This is a genomic window from Mesorhizobium sp. M0894, from assembly GCF_040319725.1.
Classification (GTDB): domain Bacteria; phylum Pseudomonadota; class Alphaproteobacteria; order Rhizobiales; family Rhizobiaceae; genus Mesorhizobium.
The window spans coordinates 158,702-180,597 of the sequence record NZ_JAMYOG010000014.1 but is presented as its reverse complement, the minus strand read 5'-3'; the positions used below and the strand labels follow the sequence as shown (position 1 = coordinate 180,597).

Below are 21,896 nucleotides of genomic sequence, written 5' to 3'. Positions count from 1 at the left end.
AAACGACCGCCGCGCGAATGGTTCGAGGCCAAGACCCAGTTCGCCGTCGTCTTCGGCGAAAGGTTCGTCAGCCAATGACGAAACCGGCCTCGCGCACAGAATTCCTGACAGTTCCTCTTCCTGTTCTGGGCGGCGGTACGGTCCTTGACCAATGCGCGGCGCATCCGTCACTATGGACTGCTCGCCGGCTCCGCCCGCAAAGCCAGCCTCGCACTCGTGCGCGAACTGCTGAACGTCGCTCCGCCAGCCGAAGACAACCCTTCAGCATAACCGGCTGACGTTCGCCCGCCTTGCCCTTGCTGCGCATGGTGGTCATCGAGAGGTTCGAACGGTGGTGCCAGCCTCGTGCGCCGCCAACCTCACGAGCGCCGAACCGGGAGAACACCTCATGACCCGGCATGACCAAGTTGCTCGTACGACCGCGCCGCGCCGGCGACGGTCAACGGGATGTTATGTGCACATTGCCGTCGAGCCGGTCGTCACGCACACCAATCCCGTCGGAATCAACGCTCCAGGCTCTGCGACCGGGCCCGGAAGCCGCTTCCACGCCATGCCCACCGCATCCTATGCGGAAGTTCGCGACAGACCCAGGCACGCTCCGAAACACAAATCCCCATAGGCCGTCGTCTGCGGCCCGCGGGTTCCTGCATGAGAGACTTTCGTACGCCTGACGGCACCCGAAACCCTTCAGCATGTCGGTCATTCAGCCAGCCACTCCTGTCCTCCCGAAGCCGACATTAATAGTGCCCACACCACCGTCGAAATTGCGCCGAGAGGGGACGACACCATTAGGAGAAGTGGCATTGAGGCTCTACCTCAGTGTCGCCAGCAGGTGTTCGGCAGCCCCGACATCCGCCGTATTCAGGCTCTCCACAAAATACGCCGCAACCGACTGCAAGAGCTCGCGAGCGCTGTTGATCTCCCCGCGCCCGGCCATCAGCGTCGCCATGTCGATTGCGGTTCGCAACTCCCATGCCCGTGCGCGCTGACTTCGGCTCAACTCCAGTGCCTGCATGAGGTAGGCGGCAGCTTCATCACGGTTGCGCTCCGACTGGAGAAGGAGGCTTCCCTTCATCCGTAGCAACTCCGGGAGGTACAACTGGTCGCCGTTCTTTTCGACTTGACCAAGCGACTCGTCGATCAACGCAATGGCTTCATCAACCTGACCGATCGCGGACAGTCCCCTAACTAGCGAGAGGTTGAGCGGCGTCGTGAGTAATTCATAAGGCGCCGCGTGGAGCTTCCGAAGAGATGTCTGCAGGCCCTCGACGCCGCTTTTTGCATCGCCGTGACGGATCGCGACTTCGCTTTTGAAGCCCCGACCGACCAGCAGGTAAGGAGTCATGGAATGGGATTCCGCGCGGGCGATGAGCATATCTATGTACGCCTCGGCGCTCTTCAGGTCACCGGTCCACAGGAAGACCGATATCGCCCAGATCAACGCGATCGCCAACGTTAGAGAATGATCCATGGCGGCAGCCTCTTCGACGGCCTGTCGGGCGTGTGCCATGGCTTGGTCCGGATGGCCTTGTAGCCAAAGGTTCCTCGCCAGGATGGCCCTGGCCAGGATTTTGCCTTCGAAGCCCAGATAGATCGTCGTGGTCCGCTGGGAGCGCGGCCCACGGTCGAGCGCCGCCTCCAGCTCTGCGCGGGCCTCCGCGAGGTCGCCTCGCAGGTGGAGCGAGATGCCCAGGATCGAGTGTGCCAGCGCGTTGACGACCGAGTCGTCCAAGGTCGCGGCTGTGGCTGAACAACGCCTTGCAAACTCAAGGGCGGTTGCGAAATTGCCCGTCCGCAGATGGAACATGTTGAGCGAACCCAACAGACGCACCCGGTCCAGCGGATCGCCGCGCTGCTCGGCGATCGCCAGGCTCCTCTCCAGAGCTACGCGCGCCCTGTCGCGTCCTCCCCGCATGAACATGAAGGACACGCCGAGGGCTGCCTGAAGATGCATCTCGTCAAGTCCGCCAAGGGCGGCATCGTCGAAAGCGAATATTGCTCTTTCAGACCAGCGATGACACTCCGGCAACAAGGACATTGCCAGGAAAACCGGCGCGACAGCGCTGGCGAGTCCGACGCCGATGTTGGCGTTTCCGCTGTCGCCGAAGCACCATTCCAGGGCAGCCCGGACATTGTTGATGGCGGCGAAGTGGGGCGCCCGCTCCTCACCGGTCGCCAGGCTTGGCCACTCGATCCCGGTCTGCTCCAGCCATCTCCGATAGTAGGCGGCGTGGCGCACTGCCAGATCGGCAGCCTCGGCGTCATCGATCCGGATGTCGAGAACGTAGGCGCGCGTCGTATCGAGGAGCCTGTAGCGCATCATTGCTCCAACCGGACGCGTCGCCACGATCGATTTGGCGACAAGACTGTCCATGGCGCCAAGGACGGTCGATCGGTCGAGGGTCGCGCTCGTCACGACCTCCAGGGCGGCATCGAGCGTGAAATGACCGACGAATACAGCGAGCCTGCGAAGCACCACGCGCTCAACGTCGGTCAGGAGCCCAAAGCTCCAATCTAGTGTCGCCTGCAAGGTCTGCTGACGCGGCGGCGCTGTCCGTGAACCGAGCCACAGCAGTGTCAGGCGTTGATCGAGAAGCGCGGCTGTCTGCTGCAGCCCATAGGATTCGACACGTCTGGCCGCCAGTTCGATCGAGAGCGCCACCCCGTCAAGCTTTCGGCAGATGCTTGCGATGATCAAGGCCTCGGCGTCGCCGACGTCCAAACGAGCGCCACCTGCCACCGCTCGCTCCACGAACAGCTGGGTGGCCGGGAATGTCTGGACGATGGCCGCCGTTAGCCCCGGTTCGTCGGGCGGAAACGCAAGCGCATCCAACCGGCAGATATGTTCGCCCTCGACCCGAAGCGCCTCGCGGCTCGTCGCCAGGATGTAGACCTGTGACGCCGCATCGACGATGCTCGAGGCCAGAGGCGCCACCGCATCCACGAGATGCTCACAGGTATCGAGGATCAAGAGAATCCGCTTGTTGCGCAAGTAAGCGATCAGGTTGGGCGTCGCATCCTCTGTTTGAACCGTTAGTCCAAGCATCGAGGCGACGGCTGTCGTCACCAGACCGGGATCGCCGATCATTCCCAGATCGACGAACAAGACCGCCCCTGAAAATGCTTCGATCAGGTGATGCCCGACTGCGATCGCGACGGTGGTTTTGCCGACGCCACCGGCGCCAACGATGGTGACGAACCGCGAAGCATTCAGCTGCACCGACAGCTTAAAAACATCCTCGTCCCGTCCGACCATCCGGCTCAAGCGGTTTGGAAGATTCGCGTGCGGAAACTCAGCGGCAATGAATAGGGCTTCGTCGCGTGGGCTGTTTAATCGCAAAACCGGCGCAACGAAGCAATAGCCCCGCCCCGGAAGCGTCGCGATGTACCGCGCGCCATCCTTTCCATCGCCCAGCGCCCTGCGCAGTCCGGTCATGTGGAACCGCAGGCTGCCTTCCTCGACGACGACATCCGGCCAAACCCGCGACATTAGATCTTTCTTGCTGACGACTTCATTCGGTGCAGAGGTCAGGACTATGAGAATGTCGATGGCGCGCGAACCCAACTCTACGGGAGCGCCTTCTCTTGTCAGGAGCCTTTCACCCGCAGCAAAATGGAAAGGGCCAAACGACAATCTGTCTTTGGCTTGTATTCCCGTTTTCGTCATGGCGTCTTCTTTTGGAGCCGCCTGCACCCAGCGCCGCAGTTTAAGTCAAGGAGCGCTCCTGCACCATAGGGAGTCTCACAGTCTAGGCGCCTCCTATCTGCTCAAAAAAGCGGCAGGCTGGCAGCGGCTAACACAAGCTCACGACGCATAACGGGCTAATCCCGCCTCCTGGGCGTAGTTCAAGCTACGTAGATAGATCGCAAACCCATCAACCCAGGAGAGACCCATGGACACGACCAGAACCTCCGAAGCAATCGACCAGGATCGCCGGCGACTTTTGGGCACTGCGGCGGCCGGCATCGCCGCCGCCGGCGCGGCAAGCCTGCTCCCGTCGCAATTGGCCGCCGCATCCACGAGCGATGCCATCCGCCCTTTCTCCGTCAGTTTCCCGCAGGAGGAGATCAATGAGCTTCGCCGGCGCATCGCCGCCACGCGCTGGCCCGAGCGCGAACTCGTCTCCGACGAGGCGTCCCGGCGGATCTGGTCGACCCCTGCAACTGTAGGGCCAACGCAGGGCGTGCAACTCGCCACAATGCAGAAGCTCATGCAGTACTGGGGAACGGAATACGATTGGAGCAAGTGCGAGGCGCAGTTGAAGGCGCTGCCGAATTTCGTCACCAAGATCGATGGGCTCGACATCCACTTCATCCATGTGAAGTCTAAGCATCAGGGCGCCCTGCCTGTCATCATCACGCACGGCTGGCCCGGTTCGGTCATCGAACTCTTGAAGATCATCGACCCGTTGACCAATCCCACTGCGCACGGAGGTACGGAGGCGGAGGCGTTCGACGTGGTGATCCCGTCGATGCCGGGCTACGGCTTTTCCGGCAAGCCCACCGAAACCGGTTGGGATCCGGGGCGCATCGCGCGGGCGTGGATCGTGCTGATGAAACGCCTCGGGTACGACCGCTACGTCGCGCAGGGCGGCGATTGGGGAGCACTCATCACGGAACAGATGGCCCTGATCGCACCTCCCGAGCTGGTCGCCATCCACACGAATATGCCGGGGACCATTCCGCCGGAGATCGTGAAGGCGCTGGCCTCCGGCGGTCCGCCCCCCGCTGATCTTGGCCCCGACGAGAAGCGTGCCTACGAGCAGGTAGCGTTCTTCTACAAAAACGGCCTGGGCTACGCCAACGAGATGGCTCTTCGTCCGCAAACGCTCTACGGGATCGTCGATTCACCGGCCGGCCTGGCGGCGTGGATCCTCGATCACGATGCGGACAGTTATGCGCTGATCGCCCGCTCCTTCGATGGAGAGCCGGAGGGCCTTACCCGCGACGACATCCTCGACAACATCACGTTCTACTGGCTGACGAACACGGCGATCTCGTCGGCACGTCTCTATTGGGAACATGCGCAAACGGCGAAGGCCGGCTTCTTCGACGCCAAGGGCATCACCATTCCCGTCGGTGCGACTGCGAACCCCAGCGAAATCTACACCGCACCGAAGAGTTGGACCGAACGCGCGTTCCCGAAGCTTCTGCACTATGGCCGCACGGACAAGGGCTGCCATTTCGCCGCCTGGGAGCAGCCGAAGAGTTTCACCGATGAGGTGCGCGCAACATTCAAGACGTTGCAGACATGACGTGTTGGCGGGGGATGGCGCGCCGGACGCGCGTCATCTTCCGCCCAGCGATAGCTGCGTAGCGAACCTCCGAAGGGAGCGACTGCAATGAACCCCCTCATCAAGACGCTCGCCGCACTCGCGGCTTGCACCGTGCTCGCCACGGGCGCGTTTGCCCAGAGCACGGTCGTTCCCATCGACAACGAGCCCGCACCCAAGCTGATCGTGGAGCCGCCGCTTCCGGGTCCGCTGGCCGGCGGCGTCGTGTTCATCCCGTACCGGGTGGAGAACTTGCGCATCCTGCCTGTGGGCGGGGCGGTCGCGCGCAACGTGTCTCCGCGGGTCGGGCATCTGCACGTCACCGTCGACGACCTGCCTTGGGCGTGGGCGGACTACGGTCAGAGCAACACCATCATCTTGGTGGGCATGCCAAGCGGCCAGCACATGGTGCTGATCGAGGTGGTGGATCCAGAAGGCAAAGTCTTCACCAAACAAACGGTGACGTTCCACACTCCGGACAAGAAGGTGCAGCCATGAGGCTCGACCAACTGGCGGCCGTGCTGGCATTCGGGCTTTGCATCCTTTCCGCGCCCGCCTCCGCCAACCCGGTCGAGGATCGCTCGATCCGGCCCTTCAAAGTCTATGTGCCGCAAGCGCCGCTCGATGATCTTCGCAGTCGCATTGCGCAGACACGGTGGCCCGACCGGGAGACGGTCGATGACCAGTCGCAGGGCATACAGCTCGCGAAGATCAGGCCGCTCGTCGAGTATTGGGGCACGGCCTACGACTGGCGGACAGCGGAAGCGAAGCTGAATTCCCTGCCCCAGTTCATGACCACGATCGACGGCGTGGACATCCACTTCATTCACGTTCGCTCGAAACATCCCAATGCCCTGCCGCTGATCATGACGCATGGCTGGCCCGGCTCGGTGCTGGAACTGCTCAAGACCGTCGGCCCGCTCACCGATCCCACGGCGCATGGCGGTAGCCCGGAAGACGCGTTCGACCTCGTACTGCCGTCGTTGCCGGGTTTCGGCTTCTCCGGCAAACCCACAGATACTGGCTGGGGTACAGACCGCATTGCACGAGCCTGGGCAGAGCTGATGAAGCGCCTTGGCTACACAGATTACGTCGCCCAGGGCGGCGACTGGGGCTCTCCCGTTTCGAATGCAATGGGACGTCTGGCCCCGGCAGGCCTGCTCGGCATTCATGTCAACCTGCCGGCTGTCGTACCGCCAGAGATTGCCGCGGTGCTCGCCGCCGGCGGACCGGCGCCGGCGGGGCTCATGGACAAGGAGCGCGCGGCGTTCGATGCGCTCAGCATGGCCGCCAAGATGGGGAACAGATCCTACGCCACGATGATGGGCACCCGGCCCCAGACGATCGGTTACGCCATCAATGACTCCCCCGCAGGGCTCGCCGCTTGGATGCTCGGGCATCCGGGCTTTTCGGGCTGGACCTACGACAAAAGCGACCCCGAAAAGTCGCCTGACGAGGTGCTGGACGATATTACGCTGTACTGGCTGACGGACACCGCCACCTCGTCCGGGCGAATTTACTGGGAGTACGGCGGCGGGCGCAGTCCCGTTTTTGCCGGCCCTGAAAAGACCAGCGAAGTCTCGCTGCCGGTGGCCATCACGGTCTTTCCGGGGGAAGGCTATCAGGCCCCCGAGACGTGGGCCCGGCGCGCCTACCCCAACCTGATCTACTTCCATGAGGTCGACAAAGGCGGCCACTTCGCCGCGTGGGAGCGGCCGGAGCTCTTTTCTGCCGAGTTGCGCGCCGCGTTCAGGCCGCTGCGGCAAACCAAATAACCACCTCACTCGAAAGGAACGACAAATGTCTCAAACCATGAAAACGCCCCGTGACGAAAAGCACGAAACTGCGACCGGGACCCTCAAAAAGCAGGCGCTCGACATGAAGCTCGAGGTCGTGGTCATCCCCGTCTCGGACGTCGATCGCGCCAAGAGCTTTTATAGCGGCCTGGGCTGGCGGCTCGACGGCGATTTCGTCGTCGGCGATACGTTCCGGGGTGTGCAGTTCACACCTCCGGGCTCGCCTGCCTCGATCCACTTCGGCACGGGGGTCACGACGGCGGAGCCCGGCTCGGCAAGCGGGCTTTATCTTGTCGTGTCGGACATCGAGGCGGCGTGCGCCGAGCTCATTGGCCACGGCGCCGAGGTCAGCGAGGCGTTTCACCGCACAGGTCCCGGCAAGCCGGCGGTCAAGGGGCGCGATCCCGAGCGGCGCAGCTACTCCTCGTTCGCGACGTTCAAGGACCCGGACGGCAACGAATGGCTGCTGCAGGAAATCACCACCCGCTTTCCCGGCCGGATCGACACCACGACCTACGCTTCCGGAGCGGATCTTGTTGCCGCGCTGCGACGCGCGTCGGAGGCCCACGGCGAGCACGAGAAGCGCAACGGCGGCCAGCGCGATGAGAACTGGCCGGACTGGTACGCGGAATACATGGTGGCTGAGCAGGCCGGCAAAGAGCTTCCGCTCTGAAGGATTCAGCGCGCAGCGCGCCGCTGAACCGTCTGCGCGGCGATATCGATCGAAACTGAAAAGGCGTCGTCGATGAAAGCAATTAAGCTGCTCGTCGCCGTGGCGCTCGCAATGGCAATCGGGGCTCCGATTGCCAGTTTTCTGGGAGACACGAATGTGGCTCAGCCGATAGCCTCCGCACCGATGAGGGTTCCGTTCCTTCACGGACTTTCCTCCGACCAGTTCGAGAGTCAATCCGAGCTTGCTTCGCTTGGCGTGGCGCACGAGTGGATAAATTCGCCGCCGCTGACGGCGTCGGCTTTGCATGGCAAGGTCGTCCTCATCGATTTCTGGACCTACACCTGCGTCAACTGGCTGCGCACGCTTCCCTACGTTCAGGCCTGGGACGAGAAATACCGGAAGCATGGTTTGGTGGTGATCGGAATCCACGCGCCGGAGTTCTCGTTCGAAAAAGACCTGAACAACGTGCACCGGGCGGTGAAAGACCTGGGGATCGATTACCCGATCGCCGTCGACAACGACCATCTCATATGGCGGGCTTTCAGCAACCAGTACTGGCCGGCACTCTATTTCGTCGATTCGCGGGGACGCGTCCGGTATCACCACTTTGGCGAGGGCTCATACCAACAGTCGGAAATGGTCATCCAGGAATTGCTGACTGAGGCTGGCGCCGGCGGATTCGACCGTGAGCCTGTGTCGGTGGATGCCCGCGGCATCGAAGCCGCGGCCGATTGGGAGACCCTCAAGTCTCCGGAAAATTATCTCGGCTACGAACGCACCCAGAATTTTGCCTCCGGCGGTGAAGCGGTCTTGGACGCGCCGCACATCTACGACGTGCCGGCGCGACTACGCCTGAATGAGTGGGGGCTGTCTGGCAGTTGGACGGTAAGGAAAGAAACCGCCGTACTGAACAAGTCCGATGCCCGCATCGCGTACCGTTTTCACGCGCGCGACCTTCATCTGGTCATGGGTCCGGCAGCGCCGGGAACGTCTGTGAGATTTCGCGTGCTGATCGACGGGCAGCCGCCAGGCACGGCTCACGGCATCGACGTCAATGAAATGGGCGAAGGCGCAGTGACAGAGCAGCGCCTGTACCAACTGATCCGACAATCGAAACCCATCGTCGATCGCCAGTTCGAGATCGAGTTTCTCGACTCAGGCGTGGAGGTCTTTGCATTCACGTTCGGCTGATCGCCCGCGCAAGGATAGAGGTTCCCAAATGCATTCGCTCAATATCCCTGATGAAATCGACCAAGATCGCCGTCGGTTCTTTGGCGCCGCCGCGATGGCTGTCGCCGCCACTCAGTTCGGCCTGATCGGCCCGGCACAAGCGCAACAGACGACTGGAGAGCCTGCGGCGTCCTTTGGGCCCTTGAAGCGGATCGAGGCCGGCGTGCTGAGCGTCGGCTATGCGGAACTTGGACGGACCGACGGCCCGCCCGTCATCCTGCTACATGGCTGGCCGTATGACATCCACACCTATGCCGATGTCGCTCCTCTGCTGGCAGCGAAAGGCCACCGCGTGATTGTTCCCTACCTGCGCGGATACGGCACGACCCGATTCCTGTTGGACGACACGATGCGCAACGGTCAGCAGTCAGCGATTGCCGCGGACATTGTCGCCCTGATGGACGCACTGGGCATCGAAAAGGCGACGATTGGCGGCTGCGACTGGGGCGCGCGCACCGCGAACATCATTGCCGCACTATGGCCTGAACGCTGCAAGGCGATGGTCTCGGTGAGCGGCTACCTCATCGGCAACCAGCAAGCCGGCAAGCTGCCGCTGCCACCCAAGGCCGAGCTGCAATGGTGGTATCAATATTACTTCGCCACCGATCGCGGCCGCGCCGGCTACGAGAAATACACACGAGATTTCACCAGGCTGATCTGGCAACTCGCGTCGCCGCGGTGGAATTTCGACGATGCCACATTCGAGCGCAGCGCCGCAGCCTTCGACAATCCCGATCACGTGGCCATTGTGGTCCACAATTATCGCTGGCGGCTCGGACTCGCCGCCGGCGAGCAGCAATACGACGCGTTCGAGGAGCGACTCGCGCAGGCACCGGTCATCGGCGTGCCGACGATCACCCTCGAAGGCGACGCCAATGGCGCGCCGCATCCGGACGCCAGCGTATACGCCACGATGTTCCCGGGCAGATACGCGCATCGGGTCGTCACCGGCGGCATCGGGCACAACCTGCCCCAGGAAGCGCCGCAGGCCTTTGCCGATGCCGTTGTCGAAGTCGACGCCTGATCGAGTTCGCGGCAACCGCCGAAGCGGCGGTTACCGCTACCAGCAAAGAATGCCTATGAGCCACATCACAAGGGTTGTCTATACGGCCAGGACCGCAACCACGGGCAGTCGCGAAAATGGCGCCTCGCGCAGTTCCGACGGTCTTCTGGATATCTGGCTATCGACGCCTGGATCGGCGCGCATCGGCACCAATCCGGAGCAGTTGCTCGCGGCCGGCTGGTCGGCCAGCTTCGCAAGCGCAATCGCATCTGCGGCCCACGAACGAAAAATCGCGCTGCCTGCAGGGATGAGCATCGAGGCCGAGGTGAATCTGAACTACGGAGAAAACGGCCACTTTCTTAGCGTCCAACTGGATATTGCCGTGCCGAGTCTGGAGCGCGATGTGGTACAAATTCTGGTGGATGAAGCGCACGAGATTTGTCCTTACTCCAAAGCGACACGGGGCAACATCGATGTCGTAATGAGGATCGTCTGATTTGACCTAAATCGCTCTTCGGCGTTGAAGCTTTTGGCACCTCGCTCCCAGTCTGTTCAGGGTCAGATGATGATCATGCCCACATCGACGTGAATGTCCGCTTTCGATATCCACGGGCTCGAAGCTGCCGATCCGTTGTCGGCCCATTCCTGACATAATCGCCACTGCTCAGAAAATCACTTGCTCAGCCGGCTTCCACCGTAGGGATACTCACTTGAGCGTTTGACCCTGAGTTCTTCGTTCGCTAGCGGGAGCCTCGCGCGGCGTCACAACCATATGTGTCATCGCCTCCAACCTTCGGCGACAGCGCCCGCCAGTGCCGGGGCGATTCGCGGCTCACGTCTCCCTTTTGCGCCGAGCTTGTTCTATGGCTGCCCGAGAGGCTGCGCCTCCCCCGCCTCGCATTCCGGCAGCCGCACAGGTTTGGCGAGTTTTGCCAGCGACCCGGTCTTGGCGCACGCCGGGAAGCCGGCTAGCGGCATTGTCTCGATGAAACGACCGCGCTCCGTCTTGCTCAAGCTGAATTCATTGACCATGCCCTCGACGGTCAGGTCCGGATACCGTTTGAGGGTTTCCCGGACCGAAGCATTCGCCTCATCGATTCGACCCAGAGCCGCAAAGGAGCTGCTACGCACCACCCAACCCCCTTTGCCGTAGTTATCGGGCGTCTTGCGCTCCAGCATCTTCAAGGCGTCCTCATAGCGACCAGCCATAAAATAGGCAGTGGAGTAGAAAGCAGTTGCCCACATCGGGTAATTCGGGTCGAGCCGTATAACTTGGTCGACCAACTGAGCGCCGCGTTCGGGTTCGTCGAAGCCTGCCGCAAAGCCGGAATAGAATGTCAGGATTTCGGCCGAACCCGGAGCGAGGCGGAGGGCCGTGTCCAGCTCGACCTTGGCGCGGGCGTTGTCGCCCTTGTCTTTGAGGCTCATGCCAAAAACGGCGTGCGCCTCGGCGTCGCTCGGATCGAGCCGCACCGCGCGTTCGGCTACATCGGCAGCCGCCTTGATCTCGCTATCGGGATTGATACCGAAGCCAGCCAATATGTTATGAGCATGATAAAGTTCCACCCAGGCGCGGGCGAACCCCGGGTCCAGCTCGACAGCGAGGTTGAGCAGCCTGATGGCCTCCTCCTCATCCGCTACGGTAATCTTTTCAATCCTTTCGGTTCCGAGCAGGTAGTAATCATAGACAGTCAAGTTGTCCGGCCGTTTACGCTTCGCTGCAGCCCGCCCCGCGCCTTGAATCAGCCCCACGCCGTTGCCGAGGCGGTTGGTGACCTGCTCGGCGATCTCGGTTTGAACGGCGAATACGTCTTCAGCAGGCCGGTCCCATCGCTCCGACCACAGATGGTTGCCGGTTTTTGCATCGATCAGCTGCGCGGTGATCCGCAGCCGACCGCCCAGGCGCTGGATCGAGCCTTCCAGCACATAGCCGACGTCGAGCGCACTCGCGACCTGGCGGACATCCAGCGACTTGCCTTTGTACGCTTGCGTCGAATTGCGTGCCACGACGTCGAGTTCGGGAAACTGCGCGAGATCGGTGATGATGTCTTCGGTAAGGCCATCGGCCAAACGCCCGGTGGCCTCGTCGCCGCCATAATTATTGAAGGGCAGCACCGCGATCGACGGCTTGGCCCCCAGTGGCGCAGGCTGAAAGACCCACCATGTCCCTCCACCCGCCAGAGCCAGCACCACGATGGCCGCCGCAGCCGTCCTGGCCCAGCGCGGCATCATTCCGAGAAGCGGGCGGCGCGCCGGCTTGCCATCGAGCCTCAGCCGGTACATCCGCACGGGGCGATTGATATTCTTGACTTGCTGCTCGCCAGCGAAATCGAGGGGCCAATCAAGCTTGCCCTGCAGATGGTCAAAGGCCGTGCCCGATACGATCACGCCGCCCGGGTCAGCGAGTTGCTGCAACCGAGCGGCGATATTGACGCCGTCGCCATACACATCGCCATCCACGAGCGCCACATCGCCAAGATTTATCCCGATGCGGAACACAATCCGCTCATGCTCCGGCAGTCCACCATTGCGAACGGCCACAGCTTTTTGAATTTCGGCTGCGCAGATTACCGCATCGACCACGCTGTCGAAGACGACAAGTGCGCCATCTCCTAATAGTTTGACAATTCGACCCTGGTGCAGAGCGATCGCCGTATCGGTTACGTCGGCCCGGATAGCTCTCAGGCGTCCGATGGTGCCAGCTTCGTCAATTTCGATCGCCGTTGAATAGCCGACCATATCCGCTGCAAGGATCGCCAGCAGTTTCCGGTTCAATGGAGGGACGATCATCATCCGGCCCCGGACCCAACATGGCTAAAATTGTACACCTATCGCGGCGCCCTGACGAGCCCGCCCGGCCAAAGCCAGGAGGTCGTCCATTAGCCCCGGTGGTCCGAAAGGTCGCTTCTGGCGCACAGCGGTCAGACGAGGCTGGACGCAAGGGCCGGCTATCTTGTCCAGTCATCTTGAAAGCTGACAGTCCGGTTCCGGCCCCTTCCAGGCATTCACAATGCCGGTCGATCGCCGATCTGACCGCCAGAGGCTGTTGACGTCGAAAACACATAAGCCGCTAGATGTTCCCCTTTTGTGCTTCCAAAGTCGCATAAACAGACAGTCTGGAACTGGCCTCTCGCGAGGGCCATCGACCGATCGCATCAGGTCGTATCTAAAGGCCGTAAGAAAAACCGGCAGTTTGCCAATCCTTGCTGCGACTGCGTGCCTCAAGCTCTGATCGGCGCATTGCCCGTCCGTTGTGCGGCAGCAGGAGTAGCCGAAGCTGGAGGGCAGCGCCGCGGACTCAACGAGCGCTACTGTTATGACGGCAGGAACGAAGAAGCAGTCCTCATGGACCGATGCATGCTATGCATTGCTTCGATCACGCCCAGCACGTGCGGACATAGGCGAACTCCGGCGAAGAGTTTGACAGCGGAGATCAGCGCAAGATGTCCGACAGGCTCTCGGGCTTCTTCTCGCCAAGCGACAGATCAAGGCCCGACAGAAGGTCGATGAGATGACTTTGCATCAGGTCGGACGCGTTTTTTGCGTCGTGCTTTTCGATGGAATCAACGAGGGCGTGATGGGCGTGGCTTTCGCAGGTGGTGTCGCGGCGGCGCCAGTAGAGCGCGATGATCAGCGACGACCGCGACAACAGGTCCTTGACGAAGCCGGTCAGGATCGAATGGCCGGCGATTTCAGCGATGCCGACATGGAATTTTGCCGACAGCATTATGGCGTCGCTGTCGCGGCCGGCATGCAGGGCCTCGTGCTCTTTTTCGAGATGAAGCCGCAGTTGCGCGATCTCGGCCGGCTTTGCCACTTCGGCGGCAAGCGCCGCGACCTTGGGCTCGATCAGCGCTCGCGCTTCGAACACCTCGCGCGCTTCCTGCTTGGTCGGCTGGGCGACGAACGCGCCGCGGTTCGGCTCGAGCCGAGCCAAGCGGTCATGCGACAGCGCCTGCAGCGCCGCGCGTATCACCGCGCGGCTCACCGAATAGATCGAGGCGAGCTCGTCCTCGGGCAGCTTTGTGCCCGGTGCGAGGCGGTGGCTGACGATGGCGTCGCGCAGGCCGGCATAGACCGGAAACCAGCGCATCGTCGGCTTGTCGCCATCCCGTGTCTTTGGTCCAAGCAGGTCCATCGTCTCATTGTCCCGGCGGCCGGATCGCATAGCGGCGCGAACACCGCGTTTCCGGCCGGACATCGAACATCCTGTGTGGGAATGTCAACAATTTTGCACGCATCAGGATACACGGCCGGAGGGCGAAAAGGACGCAAAGATTCCGGCGAAGGACTTTTCGAGTGGAACCTGGTAGCCGCCGCGCTTCGAGGTCGACAGGCCAAGGCTGACGAGGCTCTCGCAGAGTTGTACCGCGCAGGCGACGCCGTCGAGCACAGGAAGGCCATGTTCGCGGCTGAGCGCGGCGGCGAGGTCGGCCATGCCGGCGCATCCCAGCACAATCGCTTCGGCCCGGTCGTCGCGGATGGCGCGCTCGATCTCCTCCGAAATTCGATGGCGGGCGTTGGAGCCGGGCACTTCGAGCTCCAGAACGGGAACGTCGCTTGCCCGCACCCTAGCGCAGCGGCTGGCGAGGCCGTAGCGCACCAGATTGTGCTCGATCGCCGGCACCGAACGCGACAGCGTCGTCACCACGCTGAACTTGCCGGCAATTAGGCTTGCCATGTGAAACGCCGCTTCGCCGATGCCGACCACCGGCATCTCGCCGACGCAGCGTACTGCGTCGAGGCCGGTGTCGTCGAAGCAGGCGATGACGCAGGCGCTCGCCGCCGGATATCTCTGGATCTCGCCGATCATTCCCGGGATGGCGAAGACCTCGTCGAAATAGCCTTCGACGCTCGGCGGCCCGTCCTTCGGATTGACGGCGATGATCCTGGTGCCGGCCGAAGCCGCGCCGCGCGCCGCCTCGCTGATCTTTTCGGTCATGGACGCAGTGGTGTTGGGATTGACGACGAGTATGTCCATTTGCGCTTTCATATTTCGCCGCCGAGATAGAGTTTCTTGACCCGGTCGTCGCCAAGCAGCTCAGCCGAATGTCCGGCCAGCGCGATCTTTCCGGTCGTCAGTGCGTAGGCGCGCTGCGAGATGCGCAGCGCCATGCGCGAATTCTGCTCGACCAAGAGAACGCTGACCTTTTCGTCGCGATTGATCGCCACGATGGAGCGGGCGATGTCCTGGACGAGCTTCGGCGCGACGCCGAGCGAGGGTTCATCGAGCAGCAGAAGCTTCGGTTTGGCCATCAGCGCCCGCCCGATCACCAGCATCTGCTGTTCGCCGCCGCTCATCGTGCCCGCCGTCTGGGAATAGCGTTCCTTCAGGCGCGGAAAGCGCGCGAGCACCATGTCCAGCGTCCTGGCGATTTCGGCCTTGTCGGTGCGGGTGAAGGCGCCCATCATCAGATTGTCGCGCACCGTCATGTAGGAAAAGACGCGCCGACCCTCCGGCACCATGGCGATGCCCATCCTGACCAGCTCGTCCGGGCGCGTTCCGTCGATGCGGTGGCCCCGGAAATGAATCTCGCCGCTGCGGACTTTCTTCAGGCCGGTGATGGCGCGCAGGATCGAGGATTTGCCCGCGCCATTCGCGCCGATCAGCGCGACGGTCTCGCCCTCGTTGACGTTGAGCGACACGCCCTTCAGTGCATAGACATGGTCGTAGTAGAGTTCGATGTCGGAGACTTTCAGCAGTTCGCTCATGGCTAAAATCCGATCGTCTCATCTTCGACGCCGAGATAGGCCTCGATGACCTTTTCGTTCTCCTGGATTTCCTTCGGCGTTCCCTCGGCGATTTTCACACCGAAGTTCAGGACGACGATGCGGTCGGAAATGTTCATGACGGCGGGCATATCGTGCTCGACCAGCAGGACAGTCACGCCGCGCTTCCGCACGCCGCGCACCATCTCCACCGCGCGCACGGTTTCGTCATGGTTCATGCCGGCGAAGGGCTCGTCGAGCAGAAGCACGGTCGGGTTGGTAGCGAGCCCGATGGCAATCCCGAGCGCGCGCAGATGGCCGTGCGGCAGCGTGCTGGCGATCTCATGCCGTTGCGTGCCGAGATCGAGGAAGTCGATGATCTCGTCGGCCGAGCGGCCGAATTCATCCTCGTCGCGCCGTGCGGTGTTCGTGCCGAGATAGAAGCCGGCAAGGCTGGCATTGGAACGCAGGTGATGCGCGATGATGACATTGTCGCGCACCGTCATGCCCTTGAAGATCGTCGTCTCCTGGAACGTGCGCACCACGCCCTTCCGGGCGACGATATGCGGCGCCAGGCCTGAAATCCGCTCTCCCCGGAATAGCACTTCGCCCGAGGTCGGATTGAGGAAAGAGGAAATCAACTTGAACAGCGTCGACTTGCCGGCGCCGTTGGGGCCGATGACGGAGAGGATTTCGCGTTCGCGGACCGCGAAGGAAACATTGTTGACCGCGACCAGCCCGCCGAAGCGTTTGGTCACTGCCTTGATCTGGAGAAGCTCAGTCATGGTCTTAGCCCTGCTTCTTGCCGAACAGCCTGAGGCTGAGCAGGCCGTTGGGAAGGAACAGCATCAGCGCGATCAGCACCGAAGAGAAGATCAGCAACTGGAACTCGCCGGTCTCGAACAGGAAATCCCAGCCGAAATAGAGCACGAAGGTGCCGATCATCGGCCCGAAGACGTGGCCGAGCCCGCCGAGGAAGCAGTTCAGCATGAAGTTCACCGAGTCGGTGACGGTGAAGCTCGACGGATAGATCGACTGCGAGATGGCGACGAACATCGCACCGCCGAGACCGCCGAGGAAGGAGGAGATGGCGTAGGCGATAACGCGCAGATAGGCGATGTTGACGCCGATCGAGGAGGCCAGTTCCTCGTTCTGCTGCAACGACTGGCAGAGTTTGCCAATGCGCGAATGGACTAGGCGGTAGAGCGCCGCAAAGCACAGCACCATCAGCACAACCGACACCAGATAGAAGGCGGGACGCGGATTGGGGAGCGCCGCGAAATCTGGAAGGATGGTCAGCCCGAAGATCGAGATGCCGCCGGGGAGCGGAATGCTGACCATGCCCTTGGCTCCGTTGGTGATCGGCAGCGCCAGCGCGAGCAGCCGCGCCACTTCGGTCAAAACCAGCGTGACCATGGCGAAATAGACGCCGCGAAGCCTGAGGATGGGCAGTCCGATCAGCACGCTTGCAGCGGCGCAGAATAGCCCAGCCAGCGGCAGTGTCAGCCAGAACGACACACCGTACTGGACGACAAGAATGGCCGAAACATAGCCGCCCATAAGCGCGAAGGCGCCCTGGCCGATATTGATGCGGCCGATGTAGAAAGTCACCCACACCCCGGCGCTGGCGATGCTGAGCAGCGCGACCGAGGTCAGCGTGTAGTAGAGGTCGAGCCGACCGGTCGCCTCAATCAGCCAGGGCACGCCGACGAGTACGACCAGCAGGAAGACAGCGACGATGAGGATGTTGCGTGTACGCTTCATGTCCATCATCCCCACGGCTTGCCCATGAGCCCGTTCGGGCGGATGCTCAGGAACACCATCAGCGCGGCGAAGATGACGAGATAAGTGACGTCGCCATATTGGCGTAGCACCGTCAGGCCGACCGATTCCATCATGCCGAGGATGAAGCCGCCGGCGATCGCTCCGCTGACCACGCCGGCCCCGCCGATCATCACCATCAAGAACGCCTTGATCGAGATCGGCCCGCCGATGCCCGAATTGACGCCGGTGATGGCGACCAGCAGCCCCCCGACTATGCCGGCAAGCATGGCGCCGAGCGCAAAGCCGATCATCGAATAGCGGTCGACCTCGACGCCCATCAGCTGCGCCGCGACCCGGTCCTGCGCCAGCGCCCGCATGGCGCGTCCCGGCTTGCTGTACTGCATGAAAAGCACGAAGGAGGCGATGAACAGTATGGCGAGTGCGCCGACCAGCAGCCGGTCGTAAGGCATTATGAGGCTGTCGGAGACGAAGACGCCTTTGACGATCTTCGGCACGCCGCGCTGCTTTTCGCCGAACAAGAGGAGGATCACGGCGTCGAGGAAGAATGCGACCGCCGCCGCGAGAAGCATCGTACTTTCCTCCCGCACGCTTCGCTTAATCACCGTCCTGAAAAGGAATTTCTCGACAAGCGCTCCAATGACCAGCAGCGTGACCCCGGACGCGACGAGCGCGACGACGAAAGGCATGCCGAGCTGGCCATAGACGGTGTAGGTGACGAAGCCGCCGAGAACGTACATCTGCCCATGGGCAAAGTTAAGCACGTTCATCAGCGCGAAGATCAGGGTCAGACCGAGCGCGATCAAGGCGTATTGCGCGCCAAGATAAAGCCCGTTGGCGATGACTTGTTCCATCAGGATGGTTCCGGCCGTTCAGAGGCTGAAGACGAATGCTCGAGTCCCTGCGGCAATCCGCTTCAGTGCAGTTGCGTCAATCGACTTGAGCGACGAAGAGCGTCTCGAACTTGCCGTCGCGGTATTCCGTGACCACCATCGGGACCGAAAGCTGGCGCTTCTGGCCAAACGACGTCATTCCGACATAGGTCAGCTTGGCATCGTCCTTCAGATAGGGATTGGGCGCCGAGAAAGTGTCGATCGTCTTCTTGAACTCCTCGACATTGTCGATCGCGGCCGGGTTCGCCTTCAGCGTCTCGATGATGTATTCGAGCGCGTAGACCTTGGTGTTGGACTCGTCATTGTATTCGCCGAACATTTTCGTATAACGTTCGACGAACTCCTTCATCGTGTCGGACGCGATTTCGGGCGTCGATGCGCCGCCGACCGAGATGAAGCCGTTGGCCAACTCGCCCGCGCCCTCTTCCAACACCTTGGCATCCTGCGCCGTTTCGGTGGAGATCAGGCCTTCGTAGCCGAGCTCGCGCGCGGCGCGGATCAGCAGCGGCGCATTGCCCGGCGCGACGCCCGAAAGCACCAGCAGGTCCGGTTTTTGCAAAACGATCGGCGTCAGTACCGGCGTGAAATCGCGGGTATCGTTTTGGTAGACATCCGTGGCAGCCACAACCTCGAGCCCGAGCGCCTTTGCCGCGGCAACACCGCCATCCCGCTGGCTCAGCGGATCGGATTCGTTGGCGGCGACAAAGGCAACTTTTTTCACGCCCCTGTTTTCCATGAGATATTTGTAGATCGCCGGAGCCGACTGGTAGTTGGCGATCATGCCGAGCACGGCGTTGGATGCCGGCGGGGTGTAGAGTTCCTTCGGGAATGCGTAGGGAAAATAGATGATGCCCTTGGATTCTGCCACGGGACGCACCGCCGCCGCGCCGTCGTCGACATTCGGACCGACGACATAGTGGATGCCCTCCTGGGCCATCTTCTCCATGCCGGCGATCGCCCGCTTCGGGTCCTTCTGGTCGTCGAAGGTGACGATTTTGACGTCATAGGTCTCGTCACCAATCTTCACACCGCCGGTTTCGTTGATCCAGGCGGCGCGCGTCTGCATCGAGCGGACGTTGGATGTGCCCCACGCAGCGGCCGCGCCACTCGTCACGCCGACAAAGCCGATCTTGAGTTCCTTATTGGCGGCGTGCACCGCTATTGTGCCGCCGGCCATGATTGCCAGCGCGGAGACGGCGCCGCGCGCCGCGGATGTGATTATTGAACGTCTGTTGATCATTGTTCTTTCCCCTTTGGAGGCCGCGCATTATTGCGACAGAACTCGACCGATACGCGGATTTTTGTGAGTGAAGGCTCAAATCAATCACCTGTCAACAAAACTTTATCAGATTGTTGACAATCTTGTGAGCGGCCGTAGACGAAGAACGTAGGACCGATCGCGGTTCGGTGCTTTGCTCGAGAGGTTCGTGGTGTCGGAATTCCTGAAGCTCGCATGGTGGTCAGAGCGACGGGTGTCTTTCTCACACTACCGGACCAAGGATCAGGACGAGGTCGGCGTCGTGATCGAGGATCGACGCGGTCGGGTCGTCGGTATCGAGGTGAAGGCCTCCGCAAACGGTTCCGCAGGACTTTCGGGGATTGCACCAGTTGCAGGAAGGAGTCCGCGATCGTTTTGTGCGCGGGCTGGTGCTGCACGACCATCACCGTGTGACGCCGTTCGGCGAAATAATTGCAAGCGGCACCGCTGTCGGTTCTGTGTTCGATGTAAAGTTGCATAAAATGCGGTCTGGAACTTGGGTCGCGAGGTGGTCTAAATAATCCCAGATCGATACGAGCCGAGCCTTCATTGGTCGCGGTGATTTCTGGCAACTTCGCCACCCCCCGTAAGCCATCTTGCATCGAACCAGCGGTCCGCCGGCCCGTCATATGGCAGCCGCGTGACATCCCAGTGGCTGACGAAGCGCGCGTAGGCGTCCCAGACCGGTGGACCGCCGCCGATGAAGACGACACGGCCGGCAAAGCGCTTGAGCGTGTCCTCGGGATCCATACTGGAGCGAACGACGACAAGTTCCCGATCCGCGCGAGCAAAATCCGGAACGCTCGCGATCGTCTTGGGACCGGCGAGCAAGACGTGTCCTCTCGTGACGTCGAAAAACCGTGCAACGTCGGCTACGAACTCCGGCGAGCCGAAGCGATATTGGCAAACTGAAACGTCAGAGCGGGCATCGCGCAGATGCCCGCCACCATGGGTACGGATGCACGCAAGGGACCGAAGAAGCGCCGGCGGCCCCCCACCGCTCGAAGAACAGGAGAGGGGCCAATAGTGCGAAACCCGCTTTTCAAGCCGTTTGCCGATCCAGAAGGACAGCCAGTCCCCCAGTGCCGCGCCAATGGCGGCGGCAAGCCATCACGAAATTCCGGTTCTTCTCAGCAGCGCCACGCGGGCTAACGCTGATTATTGTATGGCCGGCCTGCAGCGCGAATCGCGCTGCTGGCTCGCCCAGGTTCGGCCATCGTCAATCGCCAGATCACGCACGATCAGCACGGGATGGAGCCGGTGAACGACAGCGCAGGGTTCGGCGTCGTTTTGGCCTTCGGCCTATTGGTGCTCAATTGGCTGGCGATCCGCTATATCGATGTTGTCGCCTGGCTGGCGAGCTTCTGATGCGCACGCCGTTCCACCCCGGTGCGAGGAACGGGAGAGCACCAAGGACGGCGACGAAATAGCAGGGCGGTACAACCCGCCCCAACCGAAGCCGCGTTCTCGACGACATGGTTACTGTGACAAGACGAACAGGGTATAAGGCTATGAGGCAGCAGACTGGTTGAGGAGCGCCCCACCGTCATGAAGCCGATGAACGAAGAGCATCTCGCGGTTCTACGCAGGCACATGGTCGAGATGATTGCAATTCACACCGATCTTGCAAGCGATGAACTTGGCAAGGCGGCGCTCGATGAGCGGGTATTGGCGGCGATGAGGCGGATACCGCGGCATCTCTTCGTGCCAGCATCAGTTGCGCCTTATGCCTACCAAGACATGCCGCTGCCGATCGGCTTTGATAAAACCGTCTCGCAGCCCTTCATCGTTGCTCTCATGACCGATCTCCTTGCGCCGCAACCGCACGAGGTAGTGCTCGAGATCGGCACCGGCCTAGGCTACCAAACCGCAATCCTCGCGGACCTTGCCGGGCAAGTTTGGAGCGTCGAAATCATCGAGGAATTCGCAAGCCATGCCGAGGCTCTCCTGCAGGGTCTCGGCTTCTCCAATGTCGGCATTCGTGTCGGAGACGGGTCTCGCGGCTGGCCTGAGCACGCCCCATTCGACAAGGTCCTGGTCACAGTGGCGGCTGAGCGGACACCGCCGGCTTTACTGAAGCAACTCAAGCCGGGAGGACGCTTGGTTCTGCCTTTGGGATCTGAAAATGCACAGTTTCTGACGGTCATCGACAAGGATGCGGCAGGGCAACTGAAGACTCGCAAACTCATCCCGGTTCGGTTCAGCCGTCTCGAAACGGTCTAATGAGGGGTGCGGCGGAGCCGTGCTGGAAGATCAGGATAACGCGCGCCGCATCGATC

The 21,896-nt window shown here is 61.8% G+C and carries 18 protein-coding genes and 2 pseudogenes; 10 read left to right on the top strand and 10 right to left on the bottom strand.

Going from position 1 to position 21,896, the window contains the following annotated elements; translation table 11 throughout:
* Positions 1 to 159: 159 nt before the first annotated feature.
* Positions 160 to 392 (top strand): annotated as a pseudogene (locus NKH91_RS32415) (IS91 family transposase); the annotation flags it as partial.
* A 419-nt stretch (positions 393 to 811) separates the two neighbouring features.
* Here the strand turns inward: NKH91_RS32415 and NKH91_RS24405 are convergent.
* Positions 812 to 3,667, bottom strand: coding sequence for an ATP-binding protein (locus tag NKH91_RS24405; protein WP_352847456.1), 2,856 nt, complete (start codon positions 3,665 to 3,667; stop codon positions 812 to 814).
* 226 nt (positions 3,668 to 3,893) lie between these two features.
* On the opposite strand from NKH91_RS24405, the gene NKH91_RS24400 reads away from it, so the two are divergent.
* The 7 genes from NKH91_RS24400 to NKH91_RS24370 all read left to right on the top strand — a co-directional run bounded on the left by NKH91_RS24400 (position 3,894) and on the right by NKH91_RS24370 (position 10,471).
* Positions 3,894 to 5,255, top strand: a complete 1,362-nt coding sequence (locus NKH91_RS24400) for an epoxide hydrolase family protein (RefSeq protein WP_352847459.1) — start codon at positions 3,894 to 3,896, stop codon at positions 5,253 to 5,255.
* 87 nt (positions 5,256 to 5,342) lie between these two features.
* Complete coding sequence (locus NKH91_RS24395; protein WP_352641810.1) at positions 5,343 to 5,771, top strand: DUF6130 family protein; 429 nt, start codon at positions 5,343 to 5,345, stop codon at positions 5,769 to 5,771.
* Entirely contained in the window at positions 5,768 to 7,048 is a 1,281-nt protein-coding gene (locus NKH91_RS24390) for an epoxide hydrolase family protein (RefSeq protein WP_031195070.1), read from the top strand. The genes NKH91_RS24395 and NKH91_RS24390 overlap by 4 nt, the downstream gene beginning before the upstream one ends.
* A 37-nt stretch (positions 7,049 to 7,085) precedes the next feature.
* The gene (locus NKH91_RS24385) at positions 7,086 to 7,742 is read left to right on the top strand and encodes a VOC family protein (protein WP_352885110.1); all 657 of its coding nucleotides are present in this window, start codon (positions 7,086 to 7,088) and stop codon (positions 7,740 to 7,742) included.
* A gap of 72 nt (positions 7,743 to 7,814) precedes the next feature.
* Complete coding sequence (locus tag NKH91_RS24380; RefSeq protein ID WP_352847465.1) at positions 7,815 to 8,933, top strand: redoxin domain-containing protein; 1,119 nt, start codon at positions 7,815 to 7,817, stop codon at positions 8,931 to 8,933.
* A 94-nt stretch (positions 8,934 to 9,027) separates the two neighbouring features.
* The gene (locus tag NKH91_RS24375; protein ID WP_502895824.1) at positions 9,028 to 9,996 is read left to right on the top strand and encodes an alpha/beta fold hydrolase; all 969 of its coding nucleotides are present in this window, start codon (positions 9,028 to 9,030) and stop codon (positions 9,994 to 9,996) included.
* 55 nt (positions 9,997 to 10,051) lie between these two features.
* Complete coding sequence (locus NKH91_RS24370) at positions 10,052 to 10,471, top strand: Ohr family peroxiredoxin (RefSeq protein ID WP_031195077.1); 420 nt, start codon at positions 10,052 to 10,054, stop codon at positions 10,469 to 10,471.
* Between the two features lie 365 nt (positions 10,472 to 10,836).
* Here the strand turns inward: NKH91_RS24370 and NKH91_RS24365 are convergent, their stop codons facing one another.
* The 8 genes from NKH91_RS24365 to NKH91_RS24330 all read right to left on the bottom strand — a co-directional run bounded on the left by NKH91_RS24365 (position 10,837) and on the right by NKH91_RS24330 (position 19,599).
* Positions 10,837 to 12,765: an adenylate/guanylate cyclase domain-containing protein gene (locus tag NKH91_RS24365; RefSeq protein WP_352847639.1), complete on the bottom strand. Its 1,929-nt coding sequence runs from the start codon at positions 12,763 to 12,765 to the stop codon at positions 10,837 to 10,839.
* A 643-nt stretch (positions 12,766 to 13,408) separates the two neighbouring features.
* Entirely contained in the window at positions 13,409 to 14,113 is a 705-nt protein-coding gene (locus tag NKH91_RS24360) for a GntR family transcriptional regulator (protein WP_023722328.1), read from the bottom strand.
* Positions 14,114 to 14,215: 102 nt separating this feature from the next.
* On the bottom strand, positions 14,216 to 14,956 hold the full coding sequence (locus tag NKH91_RS24355) for an aspartate/glutamate racemase family protein (RefSeq protein ID WP_352484980.1): 741 nt from the start codon (positions 14,954 to 14,956) through the stop codon (positions 14,216 to 14,218).
* A gap of 8 nt (positions 14,957 to 14,964) precedes the next feature.
* On the bottom strand, positions 14,965 to 15,687 hold the full coding sequence (locus NKH91_RS24350; RefSeq protein WP_023722330.1) for an ABC transporter ATP-binding protein: 723 nt from the start codon (positions 15,685 to 15,687) through the stop codon (positions 14,965 to 14,967).
* A gap of 2 nt (positions 15,688 to 15,689) precedes the next feature.
* Positions 15,690 to 16,469, bottom strand: a complete 780-nt coding sequence (locus NKH91_RS24345; RefSeq protein WP_352495644.1) for an ABC transporter ATP-binding protein — start codon at positions 16,467 to 16,469, stop codon at positions 15,690 to 15,692.
* Between the two features lie 4 nt (positions 16,470 to 16,473).
* Positions 16,474 to 17,448, bottom strand: a complete 975-nt coding sequence (locus tag NKH91_RS24340; protein ID WP_352847468.1) for a branched-chain amino acid ABC transporter permease — start codon at positions 17,446 to 17,448, stop codon at positions 16,474 to 16,476.
* A gap of 5 nt (positions 17,449 to 17,453) precedes the next feature.
* Positions 17,454 to 18,320 (bottom strand): branched-chain amino acid ABC transporter permease, encoded by an 867-nt coding sequence (locus NKH91_RS24335; protein WP_023722333.1) that lies wholly within the window; start codon positions 18,318 to 18,320, stop codon positions 17,454 to 17,456.
* Between the two features lie 76 nt (positions 18,321 to 18,396).
* The gene (locus NKH91_RS24330) at positions 18,397 to 19,599 is read right to left on the bottom strand and encodes an ABC transporter substrate-binding protein (RefSeq protein WP_031195079.1); all 1,203 of its coding nucleotides are present in this window, start codon (positions 19,597 to 19,599) and stop codon (positions 18,397 to 18,399) included.
* A 187-nt stretch (positions 19,600 to 19,786) separates the two neighbouring features.
* Here NKH91_RS24330 and NKH91_RS24325 point away from each other — a divergent pair, with 187 nt between their 5' ends.
* A complete protein-coding gene (locus tag NKH91_RS24325; RefSeq protein ID WP_352951011.1) occupies positions 19,787 to 20,098 on the top strand; it encodes a DUF4143 domain-containing protein in 312 nt (103 codons plus the stop codon).
* 65 nt (positions 20,099 to 20,163) lie between these two features.
* Here NKH91_RS24325 and NKH91_RS24320 read toward each other — a convergent pair.
* A pseudogene (locus tag NKH91_RS24320) lies at positions 20,164 to 20,502 on the bottom strand (diacylglycerol kinase); the annotation flags it as partial.
* A 663-nt stretch (positions 20,503 to 21,165) separates the two neighbouring features.
* On the opposite strand from NKH91_RS24320, the gene NKH91_RS24315 reads away from it, so the two are divergent.
* A complete protein-coding gene (locus NKH91_RS24315; protein WP_352495641.1) occupies positions 21,166 to 21,840 on the top strand; it encodes a protein-L-isoaspartate(D-aspartate) O-methyltransferase in 675 nt (224 codons plus the stop codon).
* The last annotated feature ends 56 nt before the right edge of the window (positions 21,841 to 21,896 follow it).